11 protein-coding genes are annotated in these 13,673 nt (G+C 61.7%); 1 reads left to right on the top strand and 10 read right to left on the bottom strand.

From position 1 onward, the window contains the following. Window positions 1-23: 23 nt before the first annotated feature. Genes ACE103_RS28160 through ACE103_RS28170 form a run of 3 tightly spaced genes read right to left on the bottom strand, consistent with a single transcriptional unit; the run spans window position 24 to window position 2,657 of the window. The gene (locus ACE103_RS28160) at window positions 24-1,121 is read right to left on the bottom strand and encodes a DegT/DnrJ/EryC1/StrS family aminotransferase (protein WP_375775706.1); all 1,098 of its coding nucleotides are present in this window, start codon (window positions 1,119-1,121) and stop codon (window positions 24-26) included. Between the two features lie 10 nt (window positions 1,122-1,131). Further along, entirely contained in the window at window positions 1,132-1,599 is a 468-nt protein-coding gene (locus ACE103_RS28165; RefSeq protein ID WP_375775707.1) for an acyltransferase, read from the bottom strand. After that, complete coding sequence (locus ACE103_RS28170) at window positions 1,596-2,657, bottom strand: Gfo/Idh/MocA family protein (protein WP_375775708.1); 1,062 nt, start codon at window positions 2,655-2,657, stop codon at window positions 1,596-1,598. The genes ACE103_RS28165 and ACE103_RS28170 overlap by 4 nt, the downstream gene beginning before the upstream one ends. A gap of 124 nt (window positions 2,658-2,781) precedes the next feature. Here ACE103_RS28170 and ACE103_RS28175 point away from each other — a divergent pair, with 124 nt between their 5' ends. Then, entirely contained in the window at window positions 2,782-4,383 is a 1,602-nt protein-coding gene (locus tag ACE103_RS28175; protein WP_375775709.1) for a hypothetical protein, read from the top strand. Between the two features lie 34 nt (window positions 4,384-4,417). Here ACE103_RS28175 and ACE103_RS28180 read toward each other — a convergent pair whose 3' ends face one another. The 7 genes from ACE103_RS28180 to ACE103_RS28210 all read right to left on the bottom strand — a co-directional run bounded on the left by ACE103_RS28180 (window position 4,418) and on the right by ACE103_RS28210 (window position 13,662). Next, on the bottom strand, window positions 4,418-5,722 hold the full coding sequence (locus ACE103_RS28180) for a nucleotide sugar dehydrogenase (RefSeq protein ID WP_375775710.1): 1,305 nt from the start codon (window positions 5,720-5,722) through the stop codon (window positions 4,418-4,420). A gap of 206 nt (window positions 5,723-5,928) precedes the next feature. Then, entirely contained in the window at window positions 5,929-6,978 is a 1,050-nt protein-coding gene (gene wecB / locus ACE103_RS28185) for a non-hydrolyzing UDP-N-acetylglucosamine 2-epimerase (RefSeq protein WP_375775711.1), read from the bottom strand. Between the two features lie 9 nt (window positions 6,979-6,987). Continuing rightward, the gene (locus ACE103_RS28190; protein WP_375775712.1) at window positions 6,988-7,899 is read right to left on the bottom strand and encodes an NAD-dependent epimerase/dehydratase family protein; all 912 of its coding nucleotides are present in this window, start codon (window positions 7,897-7,899) and stop codon (window positions 6,988-6,990) included. Between the two features lie 7 nt (window positions 7,900-7,906). After that, window positions 7,907-9,118 (bottom strand): class I SAM-dependent methyltransferase, encoded by a 1,212-nt coding sequence (locus tag ACE103_RS28195; RefSeq protein WP_375775713.1) that lies wholly within the window; start codon window positions 9,116-9,118, stop codon window positions 7,907-7,909. Further along, window positions 9,055-10,917, bottom strand: coding sequence for an asparagine synthase (glutamine-hydrolyzing) (gene asnB, locus ACE103_RS28200; protein WP_375775714.1), 1,863 nt, complete (start codon window positions 10,915-10,917; stop codon window positions 9,055-9,057). The genes ACE103_RS28195 and asnB overlap by 64 nt, the downstream gene beginning before the upstream one ends. 6 nt (window positions 10,918-10,923) lie before the next feature. Further along, window positions 10,924-12,102, bottom strand: coding sequence for a glycosyltransferase (locus ACE103_RS28205; protein WP_375775715.1), 1,179 nt, complete (start codon window positions 12,100-12,102; stop codon window positions 10,924-10,926). A gap of 12 nt (window positions 12,103-12,114) precedes the next feature. Next, window positions 12,115-13,662, bottom strand: a complete 1,548-nt coding sequence (locus tag ACE103_RS28210; protein ID WP_375775716.1) for a glycosyltransferase family 4 protein — start codon at window positions 13,660-13,662, stop codon at window positions 12,115-12,117. Between the last annotated feature and the right edge of the window lie 11 nt (window positions 13,663-13,673).

Consider the following 13,673-nt stretch of genomic DNA (forward strand, 5'->3'; position numbering starts at 1 on the left):
CCCGTGCGCGGCCACCATCGCGATCAGAACTTGCGAACCAGCTCGATCACCTCATCCTGCTGCGGGCGCGTGATCTCGGCGAAGATCGGCAGCGAGAGAATCTGGCCCTGATCGCGATGGGCGTTGGGGAATTGCTCCGGCCGGTGGGCAAACCGGGCATAGGCCGGCAGGAAGGGCAGCGCGGTGGGGTAGTTGATCGCGGTCTGCACTCCGTTGGCGTTGAGATGCGCGGCGAGCGCGGCGCGGCGCGGATGCCTGATCGTATAGAGGTGGTAGACGTGGCTGCGCGCCGGCGCCACTTCGGGCACCACGACATCCTCGATCTGGTTGAGGCCGGTGTCGTAGACCTCCGCTGCGGCCTGCCGGGCTTCGGTCCATGCGGTGAGATGCGGCAGCTTGGCCGAGAGGATCGCAGCCTGCATGCCGTCGAGCCGACTGTTGACGCCCTCGATATGGTGCTGGTGCTTCACCAGCCCGCCATGGCGCGCCAGCATCGCCATCTGCTCGGCGAGCGCCGCATCATTGGTGACGACCGCGCCGGCATCGCCCATCGCGCCTAGATTCTTGCCGGGATAGAATGAATAGGTCGCGGCCTCGCCGAACGTGCCGACCATGCGGCCCTTGTAGCGCGCGAGATGGGCCTGGGCGCAGTCCTCGATCACCCAGAGCTTGTGCTTCTGCGCGATCGCCATGATCGCGTCCATGTCCGCGGGCTGGCCGTACAGATGCACCGGGATGATGCCGACGGTGCGCGGCGTGATCGCGGCCTCGATCGCAGCCGGATCGATCGTGAACGTCGCGTCATCGGTGTCGCAGAACACGACGGTGGCGCCGGAGTGGGTGATCATTGCCGCAGTCGAGATCCAGGAATGCGCCGTCGTGATCACCTCGTCGCCCGGCTGCACCTTCAGCGCGCGCATCGCGAGGTAAAGCGCATCGGTGCCGTTGGCGCAAGATACGCAATGAGCCACCTCCGCAGCCGCAGCGAATTCGCGCTCGAAGGCGTCGACATAGCTGCCGCGGATGAAGGCATTGTCGCGGATCACGCCGGCGATCGCCGCGTCGATCTCGCCCTTGATGGACTGGTATTGCAGTTGCAGGTCGGCAAACGGCACCGGCATCGATGTTCCCCTATTGGCTCGCCAGCAGCCGGCGCGCCGGATTGCCGGCATAGGTGCCTGATATCGTGATGTCCTTGGTCACGACAGACCCTGCGCCGATGACCACGTCGTCGACGATCCTGACCGGCATGATCGTGGCGTTGGAGCCGATCGACACCCGGTTGCCGATGACAGTCTCGCGCCACAGCTCCTTGCGCCCGCGCGCCGGGCCGCCGGTTGAGAACGTGTCGTTGACGAACATCACGCCGTGGCCGACAAAGCAGTCCTCGCCGATGGTGACGAGCTCGCAGACGAAGGTATGCGACTGCACGCGGGTACGGGCTCCGACGACCACGCCCTTCTGGATTTCGGTGAAAGGCCCGATGAAGCAGTCGTCACTGAGCGTGCAGCCATAGAGGTTGCAGGGCTCGACGATCTTGACGCGTTCGCCGAACGTCACGTCGCGCACGCTGGCCTGATGCACTTCCGGCCGATTCACGAAACGACACCCAGCCGGCTCAGCCGCGGCGTGAAGCGCAGCGCAACTTCCTCTCCGGTCTCGATCGACTCATAGAGGGCCGAGATCAGCTCCAAGCTCTTGCGGCCCTCGAGCCCGTCGACCAGCGCCGCGCGCTGGTTCTCCAGGCAATCGACCACGTGATGATAGTAGGCCTGATGGCCGAAGCCGTAGACGTTGGGCGGATTGACCGAGAACTTCTCCACGACGTCCTTGTCCGACGGCAGCTCGTTGACAAAACGCCAGTGCCGGATCTGGTTGACGGCGAAACCGGAAATTTCGACGGTGCCCTTTTCGCCCAGGATCGACAGCGAACCTTCGAGATCGGTCGGGCGCGCCGCGGTGGTCGCCTCGATGATTCCGAGCGCGCCGTTGCGGAACTTCAACGTCGCGACGGCAGTGTCCTCGGTTTCGATGTTGGCCAGCGCCGTCGTCGCGCGCGCATGCACGCTCACCACGTCGCCAAAGAACCATTCCAGCATGTCGACATGGTGGCTCGCTTGATTGGTCAGCACGCCGCCATCATAGGCCCAGGTGCCGCGCCAATCGTCCTGGTCGTAATAGGCCTGGTCGCGGCACCAGCGCACGCGCACCGTCCCCAGGATGAGCTTGCCGAAGCGGCCGGCATCGAGCGCCTCGCGCGCCTTGACCACCGGCACGTTGAAGCGGTTCTGCTTGACGATGAACATCTTGATGCCGGCCTCGTCGCAGGCCCGGATCATGTCGTCGGCGTCTTGCAACCGCAGCGCCATCGGCTTCTCGACCACGACGTGCTTGCCGGCCCTGGCGCAGGCGATCACGTGCGCGGGATGCAGCCCGCTCGGCGTCAGCACGGCAACGGCGTCGATGTCCTTGCGGCCCAAGAATTCGTCCATGTCGTAATGGGCGGGAACGCCGAACTTCCCGGCAATCGCATCGGCACGCGCACGAAGCGGATCGCAAACGGCAACCAGGCTCGCTCCCGCGATGTGATTGCCACCCAGGAGGTCGGAATGGCGCTTGGCGATACGCCCGCACCCGAGCAGGCCAAATCTGATCATGCAACAGGCCCTATCTTGTCTCGTGACCAGCCATTGCAGCCAGCCGAAGAGCCGAGGGAACAAGCGGCCTTGCGAGCCGCAGCATAGCGTCCATTACCCAGAAAACTCGGGATAAGGCAAGGCCTTGCCCCGATCGGGCTACACGGCCCGCGGCGGATTTTTTGCACAAGGCAACGCCGCGGCATCACCGGGGCAGGAAAAGCAGCGCGAAGCACCAGCCTATCCTTGTCGTCCTACCGGCGCCGTGCCATGTCGTGGGGCCCAGGAGGCGTCATCGCAGGGCGATTGTTCGGGCCCAGCCTGCCCGAATACGATCACCAACGAGACAGTCCAAACGCATGGCCCGGTACGGCGGCAAATGAGAATGAATCATCGCGTCATGCAACTGGAGCCGGATTTGGGCCGGCGCCAAGCCAGGCTTGCCCTGCTCGCCTATGCTCACGTCGCGATTTGCTGCATTTCGCTGTACTGCATCACGATCACGGATTCCTTCCCCGGCGTCATCGGCTTCGACAAGTCGCACCTGACATCGGCAATCCTGAACGTTCTGGTATTCAGTCCCGTCGTCATCCTGTTCGCATTCAGCCGCTTCAGCTTCGGCTATCTCGTCGGCTTCTACTTCTACATCATGGTTCTGGGATATCTCTGGCTGATCGAGTTCTCGCTGCTCGACTATGATCACCGTCTGGCGCTCATCTCGATCGTGCTTTCGGCGTTCACCTTCCTTGTCCCCACGCTGTTTATTACCTCGCCAACGCGGCAGGTCGTCGTCATGCCGGCCCGCGCCTTCTACATGATGCCTTCCGTCATCCTGATCGCCTCGGCTGCGATCATCGGCATCGGCGCCCTCTACAACCTCAAGCTGGTCGATCTCAACGAGATGTACAAATATCGCGCGGAGGTCGCGCTGCCGGTCATCCTGCGATATGCGGTCTGGATCGTCTCAAACGCCCTGTTGCCGCTCGCCTTTGCCTGTTTCGTCACCAGCAAGCGGTTCTGGCAGGCCGGGATCGCGCTCGTTCTAATGCTCCTGATCTACCCAATCATGCTGACCAAGATGGCGCTGTTCGCGCCGGTCTGGCTGCTGTTTCTCGCGCTCGTCTGCAAGCTGGTGGAGGCCAGGGTTGCAACGATCCTGTCGTTTTTCCTGCCGGTCCTGATCGGCATGATCCTGTTCGTGCTGGTCAAGACCGACTTGTTTCCACTGACCCCCGGACTGGTCTATTTCGGCACCGTCAACACCAGGATGGTTGCGATCCCGTCGCTCGCCCTCGAAATCTACAACAACTACTTCTCGGCACATCCGCTGACCCACTTCTGCCAGATCAACGCGGTGAAACTTGTGGTCGCGTGCGCCTACAACGAGCCGATATGGGCCGTCATGGCCAGGTCCTATGATCTCGGTGCTTTCAACGCTTCGCTGTTTGCCACCGAAGGCATCGCTTCGGTCGGCCTCGTGCTCGCCCCGGTGTCCGCGCTGGGCTGCGGCCTGATCATTGCCCTCGGCAATCGCCTCTCATCCGGGTTGCCGCCGCAATTCGTGCTGCTGTCCGCCGGGCTGCTCCCGCAAGTTCTTCTCAACGTACCGCTTTCGACAGCCCTGCTCACGAACGGCACCGGGCTGCTCTTCCTGCTCTGGTACGTCGCGCCGCGGTCGGCCTTCGACCAGACGGCAGCCTCGACGGCCGCGGTAAGCGACCGTCGATCAAATGCTGAGGCCGCCTAGAGCTTCGGTTCTGGGCGAGCGCCTGCGCGGTCGCCTAGGCGCGAATGATATTATCCGCCGGCTGAGGAAACTTTCCACGGCAATCGACCAGCAGCGGCGCGTGCGCGCCGAGCAGTTGATAGTCGAACTTGTCGTGGTCGGTCGCAAGCAGGACGCAATCGAATTGCCGCAGACTGTCCTCGGTGAGCGCGACGCTCGACAGATCGAACGAATGCGCCCGCATCTTCGGGAACGCGGGGACGTGCGGATCGCTGTAGGACACCTTGGCGCCGAGATCGCGAAGCCGCTCCATCAGCGCCACCGACGGCGATTCGCGGACGTCGTCGACATTCTTCTTGTAGGCAATGCCGAGAACAAGGATCGAGCTACCGCTGATCGACTTGTGCCTCTGATTGAGCGCCAGCGAGATCTTTGACACCACGTAGTCCGGCATCGAGGAATTGATCTCTCCGGCGAGCTCGATGAAGCGTGTGTGCATGCCGTATTCCCGCGCTTTCCACGTCAGGTAGAACGGGTCGATCGGAATGCAGTGACCGCCGATGCCGGGACCGGGGTAGTACGGAACGAAGCCGAACGGCTTGGTTGCCGCCGCACGGATCACCTCGTGAATGTCGATCCCCATCTTGTCGGCAACCATCTTCATCTCGTTGACGAGACCGATGTTCACCGAGCGATGGATATTCTCCAGGAGCTTCGTCAGCTCGGCGGCCTGCGTCGAGCTCACCGGAACGACCTTGTCGATCACCTGACGATAGAGCGCGATGCCGGCCTCGAGACATGCCGGCGTGCAGCCGCCGCAGACTTTCGGGATCGAACGCGTGGTGAAATTCTGGTTGCCGGGATCTTCGCGTTCCGGCGAGAAAACAAGAAATACGTCCTTGCCGACAGTGAAGCCGCACTTTTCGATGCGCGGCTTCAGTTCCTCCTCGGTCGTACCGGGATAGGTCGTGCTTTCCAGCGACATCACCATTCCCTGTTGGAGATACGGCAGCAGCGACTCCGTGGTGTTCAGCACAAAGCTGAGATCGGGCTCGCGATACTTGTTGAGCGGCGTCGGCACGCAAAGGATCAGCGCATCGACCTCGCGGGCGCGCGAGAAATCGGTCGTCGGCTCGAAGCCAAGCTCCATCGCATTCTTGATGCTGGCGCTCGAGATATGCTCGATATAGGAGCGGCCAGCGCGCAGCGCGTCGACCTTGGTCTGGTCGATATCAAAGCCGATCACCTTGTAGCCGACCTCGCAATAGCGAAGCATCAGAGGCAGGCCGACATAGCCCAAACCGACGATGCCGATCTTGGCCGTTCTGTCGTTGAGCTTCGCGATCAATTCGGAATTCATTTCATCACTCGTACGGGGTTGTTACGGACAATCGGCCTGAAAACCATCTAACTGGGCCTCTGATAGCGCCATAGCGGCAAAGCCACAACCCTGGAAGGCCTGCTGGAGGCCTCCTCAAGCGCCGCGGCACGAAACCGAATGGGAGCACTTGCCACAACTGGCGGCAGCTCCGGGCGGAGCGCCTGGTCAAATTCCCGGCGGCAAGGCTACCGCGGGCCGCCCGAGCTCAACAGGCGCGCGACATCGTAGGCGGCGCGACCGGTCCCATACTCGCCGATATCGCGCCGGACGGCCTGCGCCGGCTGCTTCCAGAGCCGGTTCCACCCGTGCGTGATGGTCTCGGTCCACTCGGTCTCGTCACGCAACGTGATGCACGGCACACGATGGAAATAAGCCTCCTTCTGCACCCCTCCCGAGTCCGTATAGACTTCGAGGGCGTTGTGCAGAAGCTTCGCCATATCGACGTAACCCACTGGATCGATGACGTTCAGGCCGTCCAGATCGACCCCCATCGCCAGCGCAGCCTGTCGGGTGCGTGGGTGCAGCGGGAGGACAACGGGAAATTTGCGCGACTGATCCTGCAGGAACTGCACGACCGCGAGAAGCTGCTGCCGATCGCCGGTGTTCTCGGCGCGATGGATCGTCGCGAGCGCATATGTCTTCGAGGCCAGCCCGAGATTGCTCAATATCGCCGAGCTCTTCTCTGCCTTGTCGGTCACGAACAGGGTGGCATCGTACATCACGTCCCCGACGTGATGGACGCCGGCCGTCACGCCTTCGGCGGCCAGATTGGTGACGGCGGTCGTCGTCGGACAGAGCTGCAGCGCGGAGAGATGGTCCGTCACGACCCGGTTGATCTCCTCCGGCATGCGGCGGTTGAACGATCGAAGTCCCGCCTCGACATGCGCGACCGGAATGTGCAGCTTCGACGCCGCAAGAGCGCCGGCCAGCGTCGAATTGGTGTCGCCGTAGACGACGACCCAGTCGGGCTTTTCCTCGAGCAGGATCGGCTCGATCGCCATCAGCATGCGTCCCGTCATATCGCCATGGCCGCCGCCATTGATATCGAGATGATGCCGAGGCTTGGGAATGTCGAGCTCTTCGAAGAAGACGTCGGACATGTTCGGATCGAAATGCTGGCCGGTATGCACCATCACTTCCGAAAGCCCGTCGGTCTCCCGGATCGCGCGACTGACGGCCGCGGCCTTGATGAACTGCGGCCGGGCACCAACGATGGTCAGGATCTTCAGCGTCATGGGGCTCTACTAACGGTGTTGCGATTCAGCCAGGCTATGATCCGGTGCGTCGACAGCGCTCGCCGAGATTGTCCTTTGAATTCCTTCCTTGAACTGCACAAAGCGTCGCAAGTCCAAACGAGATGCAAGGCGGCTCAGATCAGGAACGATGTCGACGGAGGGAGTGTTCGGATTCACGATCTCGAACTTCGGTTCGATACCGAGCTGCTGACCTATCGTGTCCGAGATCTGTCGGATCGAGAGCGTCTCCGGGGCGGCCACGTTGAGCGTATCCGTCCAGCACGACGCAATGCTGGCAAGGATGACATCGACGATGTCGTCGATGTAGGTGGGAGCGAGGCGGATCCCCTCCGTGCCACCGGAGAGCTGGATCGCCCCGCCGTCCTGGATCCTGCGTACCAATTGCGGAATGAGCCGGTCGCGCTGGCCAGGGCCGTAGGGAAAGAACAACCGCAGAATGCTCAAGGAAAAAATGCTGGAGAACGGCTTCGCAACGACTTCGGACGCAAACTTGCTCGCGCCGAGGAAGCCGGGGGGCGCCAGGCCGGCGTCCTCTCTCAGCGCTGCCGCGAACGGCTCATAGACCGCGCCTGACGAGAGCAGGCAAAAGTGCTTGACCGCGGCCTGCGCCGCCCAATCCAGCAGCTGCATCGTCATGCCGACGTTGACGTCAAACATCTCGCGCGAATGCGCGGGGAAATCACGATAGCGGCGCGACTGAGCGGCATGAACGACAGCATCGATCGCCTTGGGGAAGCTGGACGTTTCGATCGAAGCCGCTCCATCCCAAACCACCTTCGTTCCGAAGGCGACCGACGTGCCCGGCCGGCAGACGCAGAAAAGCTCATGCCCCTCGGCCACCAACCGAGGGCCGAGAGCAGAGCCGACGAAACCGCTACAGCCCGTCAATAATATCCGCATGCGCGTGTCAGACCGTTGGCTTCGTCAGCAAGACTGAAATCCCGTTCGGATTGGAGTCATTGAAGGCATAGTCCTTCACTCCGAGCTCCTTCATCCAACCCGCAACCTCGTCGTCACTGTGCTGCCAGGCGTTGTGCGGATGATACCAATCGAAGTTGACCATGTTGTTTGTTTCATAGTCGAACGCCTCGTTCCAGAAGCATTTCAGGAAATTATAGTACAGCAATCGCTGGACGTTGTGCATTCCTGCGGGAATCCCGAGCACCGGAATCGGCTTCTCAAGCGTGATCGTGGCATTCAGCCGCGAAAGCTCCCGGCCCAACTCCGTGATCCCTTCGCACGCCGCGTAGCATTCCTCCGCGGAGAGCGGCATGAAATTCTGGCGGATGTGATCGTCGGCGAAGACGCGCACGGCGCCCATCTTCCGATAGACGTAGAAGAAGAACTGGCCGCCGGGCCTGACCTTGCGGTACAGGGCCTCCACCGCCGCCCTCGTGTTGGGCGTGTGATGCAGCACTCCGTCCGCGATGATGAAGTCGAACGTGTCATCGGCGAAAGGAGCTTCCATCAGGTCGGCCTGGACGACCGAGCAGTTCTCGAGATCGCGGGTGTTCTCGAACGTCGTCAGCGCCGCATCAGAAACGTCGAGCGCAAACACCTCGCCCGGACAGTTCTCGGCGATGAACCTCGTGTTGAAGCCCGACCCCGGACCGACCTCGAGCACGCGCTGCTTGGACCGGTAGAAAGCCTTCAAGGCGTCCAGATCGGGCAGCCCGAGCTTCTTGCAATACCAACCGAACAGGAATTCCTTGTGCTCGGGTTGCAGCCCATACTGCTTGAAGCGGCGCCACTTGTCCGAGAAGGTCTGATTTGTCTTGGCCTGCTCATGGGCTTCCGGCCGGCTCTGCGCGGTCGCCGGCTTCGGCAAGCCGTAGCGTGAGCAGAAATCGGTCAGGTCAGGCTGCATCGGGCCGCTCAGGAAGCAGGGAACCCCGTGCAAAATCGGATACCATAGCGATGCATCGGGCGTCCGAAGCACGCCTTCGATGACCTGGCCATCCTGTTGCGTGAAAGCCTCTAGCTGAAGCTCCATTCCGTTCGGACGGAGACGTGAAGACGCAACGGTTCGCATAAATCTAGCTCCTACAACTGCAACTAATGGAGGGCGCCGCCATAGGCACCATGTTGCTTGCACCAGGACTCGAAGCTGAGCAAACACCAGATCAACGCGACATGGTTTGCCTTTTGCTCGAAATGCTCGTCCAGAATCCGGCGTACGAAATCGTGTCGGAATACGCCCCGCTGCCTAATGCGGGATTCCGGGAGCTGCTCCTCGATCCATGAGCGCAGAATCCCTCTGTACCAAGACGCGTCCGGAGGACCAAATCCCATCTTCGGTTTCCGGTAGATGGTGTCGGGGACCAGCGGCCGGACGGCTTCGCGAAACAGGATCTTGCCCGTGGAGCCGTCGGACAGCAGGCCCCAATCCACGCCGAGCAGATAGTCGACCAGCTCGTTATCCAGAAGCGGCACCCTGGTCTCAAGAGAATGCGCCATGGACAGCTTGTCTTCCAGCGACAGAAGACCTGGAAGATAGGTCGTCAAGTCAACGTGCATAACGGCGTCCCAGGGATCCTGCGACAGAACCGACCCGATCGCATCTCCGATCGCAGCGAGCGGATCGAAACCACCTGCGGCCCGCAGAAATTCCGGCGTAAACGCATCGCCGATCTTGTCGGCCGATACCGGGACGTTGAGGCTGGCCCGATAGAGGGCAAACGGATCCCGCGAGGCCGCCGGATCTCCCGCCGCGGCACGAAACCGCTGCATGACACGCTGCATCAGGGAAGCCGGAGCCGCCCTCGGCACAATGGCGTATCTGCCGACGTATCCTCCGGTGACTTCGTCACCGCCCGTGCCCGACAGGACGACCTTGGCGTCCTGAGCGACCCGCTGCGCGATCAGATAGTTCACATAGGCCATTCCCATGCGGGGATATTCAATCGCGCCAACGGTTGCATCGAGATGACGCGCCAAGGCATCCTGCGGCACCATCAGCTCGACACGCTCGATGTTAAGCTGCTTTGCGACCTCGCGGGAGAACTCGCGCTCGTCGACGAACTTGTCGACACCGACATTCTCAAGATCGAAGATGCACGAATACGCGCGGACGACCGGATCGATCTGGTGCGCGCCTGCGGTGATCGCCGAACTGTCGATCCCGCCCGACAGATACGCCATGACCGGCACGTCCGCAGCCAGCTGCCTGCGCAGCGCCGCCTGCAATATTTCGCCGAATTCGCCCGAAGCCCGCGCCAGACCTGGCGCGTATTTGCGATGGTAAGAGGCAGCCCAATAGGTGCCGCTCGAGCTCCCGCTCGCCGTAAATCGCTCGAACGTACCAGGCTTGAGGAGACGGACGCCGCGGAATGGCGTGCGCCCTCCCCAATTGTTCATCAGCGTGAAGTACTCCAGCGTCGCTGATGCATCGAACTGCTTGTTCACCAATCCGCTGGCGTACAGCGCACGCACTTCCGAGCCAAACACGAGGCCCTTGCCGGGCAACTCCGCGACGTAGACCGGCTTGATCCCGTATCGGTCGCGGGCGATCACCAGCTCACGCTGGTTTTCGTCCCAGATGGCGCAGGCGAACATGCCGTTCAGCTTGTTGAACAGCCTGTCCTTCCACTGCTCCCAGCCATGGACCAGAACCTCGGTGTCCGAATGGTCGGTCGCAAAAACGTGCCCGGCGGCCTCGAGCTCTTTTCTCAGTTCGCGGTGATTGTAGATCTCACCATTGAAGACCACCCATACGGTTGCATCTTCGTTGCTCATGGGCTGGTTGCCGGTGGCCAGGTCGACAATCGCAAGCCTGCGGAAGCCCAACGCGACGTCCGCCGTCACATGGAATCCACCGTCGTCAGGGCCGCGGTGCTCGATACTGGCCGCCATACTCCGGATCCGCGCGTTCGCGTCCGGACAGGCGCCAAAATGCAAAATGCCAGCAATGCCACACATCTGGATCTACTCGACCTCGGCGCCCGCGGGCGCCAGCACGAACTTACTGTCAGGGCTGCGATAGGCTTCGATCATCGCCCCGGCAATATGATCAGGATCATGCCATCGCTCGACATAGCGACGAGCCCGCTTCCCCAGCTCCGTCCACTCGGCGCGACATTCGAGAATGGCCGCGAGATCTTCCGTGAGCCGCCCGGGATCGACGTTCAAGATCGCAAGATCATCCCGCATGGCCGGCGGGACGAACTGCAGGTCGCTTTCCCTGATGTAGCCTACCACCGGCTTTCCCATAGCCATCATCTCGACGGCAAAGCCGCCGTACCAACCCGCAAGCACCTGGTCAATGGCAAGATCGGCGGACCTGTAAATGGCCATCGCCTCTTCATGGGTTTTCTTTTCGACCAGGATCAGCTCGAAGTCGAACCGGGATTTCAGCCGCTCCAACGCATCGAGGATCATCTGAGTGCCCTTGATACTCGGATCGCTCGGCGCATGGACAATTCTCGGCCTGCCTTCAGCGCGGGGATACTCGGGCGAGAAATGACCGATCTCCACATTGGCGTAAGGCAGGAACTGGCCTCCCGGAACGACGTGCCCTAGCTCCGGATTGAGATAGAACACGCGGTCAAACAGCGGAAGCACGCGATCGATCAGGCGGGACCGACGCGCATCCAGCGACGTGACGCAAGTTTCATAGGCCGAGCAACGCCCGCTGGCGCACATGGTCCACGCATTTCGCCGATTGCCCTCGCCCGCCAGCCTTGCGTCGCAGCCCTGCAAGGTCATGAACCGCTTCTTGCCCAACCCCTTGGCCAGCTGGAGATCGATCGTCACGAGCCGGTTCAGCAGCGGCCCCATCCGGCCTACGCCCTCGAACGCATAGCCTGGATACAGGAACGTCGTTCCAAAATAGTAGTGCAGCACGTCGTAGCGCAGCAGCGCGGACAACCCGAACCACGCGCTTCGGGCCACCTTCTGAAAGTCAGTTGCCGTGTCGTCATACAGGACCTTGTCGGCCGGGTATCGAAACCAGGTCCCGCTTCGGATGACCAGGTCGCTCGTGTTTCCGCGCCGGCGCTCGGCACGCGAGAGTGACCAGGGCTGATTGCCGATATTGAAGGGGCCGTGAAGGATTTTCATCTTGCTGAGCGAATGTGACGATCTGTGCGCGTCGCTTTCATGCATCGCGATGGCGGTTCAGGCCCGAACGGATTCGATCTGCCGTCGGTACGCTGCCAACTGCAACTCGACGATTCTCGCCGCGGAATGATACTTCTGGATCCAGGCTGCTCCGGCCGCACCGAGCCCATGCCGGTCATCCTGATCCGCGACGATCTTGCGAAGCGCCTCGGCGATCTCGCTCTCGGTCGATGCCGACAGGATAGGAGGAGCTTCGGAAAAGAACTCTTTGGCCGTACCCGAATCCACGTTCGTGATGACGCGCCTTCCAAGCGCCAGTGCCTCAAACGTGATTCCACCGAATGAAGGAAGAACGAATTGATCCAGCACAGCGTGGCTGCGCAGATACGTGCTCCACAACTCCGGTTTGCGCATCGGCGCAAGCCACTGCACCTTATCGTCGAGCCCCAGACTCCGTATGAGCTCCCGCGAGGCATCAAGGTCGCGTCCCCAGGCGATCATCGCAAGTCGCAGCGCAGGCGCTTGCTGCGCAACGCGCGCGAAGGCACGGATCAGCCGGTCATTACCCTTCACCAGGCTAAGGTCGGAGTCCCGCCAGTCCTGTCGGGTCGGATGAAAAACAACGACCTGGTCGTCCGGCGGCCTGATCGCGCTATTTCTCGCTCCGAATTCGACGAGCTTCGTATCGTCGAACGCATGCGGCAGCGGCGTGATCCGATCCGGCGGCACGCCAAGCCGTCGTGCGGCAGATACGCAATCGATGTTGGTGACGAACACGTGGTCGGCTCCGAGGAATACCGTGGCGGTGAGCCGCCCGAGGCCGTCGTCCTGAAACGGGATTGCTCTCAACGTTCCATGCTCATATCCGAAATAGGGGCGCTGTGCGAGCAGCGGCCAGGCCCCATCGGTTGCGTAGGCCTGGATGACGTCAAACCGATCCAGCAGGCCCATAAGCGGTGCGAGCCGCGCTCGGTAGCTGCCAAAGTCCGCGGCGCTTGGCGGAGAACCCGGCGCGCGCCCTTGCCGCCAGACATCGACAAGCCGCCGCTGTTCCGGGTCATCCTTTGCCAGAACGCGTCGCATGAAGATGTCGCGCGCCATTGCGGGGGATCGACGAATCCTCCGTCTTATCTTCTGGCCAAGACGGATCACGCGGGCCGACGCTCTCTGCGAGCACACGGACTGCCGGGCTCGATCCAGCGCGCGTCGGAATTCCTCGGCGAGGTCCGGCTGCCCGCCAACCTCAGCGGCAATCATTGAGCAACACAAATTCAGGGGTCCGGAGGCAAACCATCTCGGTCGCTGGTAACCTCCGAGATCGACCCCGGTCCAATCCGGAAAGAATGGATCTCCAAGATCTCCCTCAAACGTCGCCTCCTCCCATTCAGGCGAAGCCATGATGTGGTAATTTTCATAGGCGATGACATAAGCGTCGATGCCGTGCTGGCGCTGGATCCTGGCATTGTTGAACGCATTGTTCGCGATGTTACCAAGATGCAGTACGCGTAGTGCTCGCCCATGCTGTTGCTGGAAACGCCGATGCCAATCCAGCCCTTGTGGCTGCGGCGATCGCGCGATTACGCCTGATGTGTCGACCGATGTCACCAGAAATGCCC

The organism is Bradyrhizobium sp. ma5 (genome assembly GCF_042258955.1).
Classification (GTDB): Bacteria; Pseudomonadota; Alphaproteobacteria; order Rhizobiales; family Xanthobacteraceae; genus Bradyrhizobium.

Bases quoted from the DNA above. Each gene is read 5' to 3' on its own strand.
- ACE103_RS28160 (WP_375775706.1), bottom strand. From the start codon at position 1,121: ATGCCGGTGCCGTTTGCCGACCTGCAACTGCAATACCAGTCCATCAAG.
- ACE103_RS28170 (WP_375775708.1), bottom strand. From the start codon at position 2,657: ATGATCAGATTTGGCCTGCTCGGGTGCGGGCGTATCGCCAAGCGCCAT.
- ACE103_RS28180 (WP_375775710.1), bottom strand. From the start codon at position 5,722: ATGAATTCCGAATTGATCGCGAAGCTCAACGACAGAACGGCCAAGATC.
- wecB (WP_375775711.1), bottom strand. From the start codon at position 6,978: ATGACGCTGAAGATCCTGACCATCGTTGGTGCCCGGCCGCAGTTCATC.
- ACE103_RS28190 (WP_375775712.1), bottom strand. From the start codon at position 7,899: ATGCGGATATTATTGACGGGCTGTAGCGGTTTCGTCGGCTCTGCTCTC.
- asnB (WP_375775714.1), bottom strand. From the start codon at position 10,917: ATGTGTGGCATTGCTGGCATTTTGCATTTTGGCGCCTGTCCGGACGCG.
- ACE103_RS28205 (WP_375775715.1), bottom strand. From the start codon at position 12,102: ATGCATGAAAGCGACGCGCACAGATCGTCACATTCGCTCAGCAAGATG.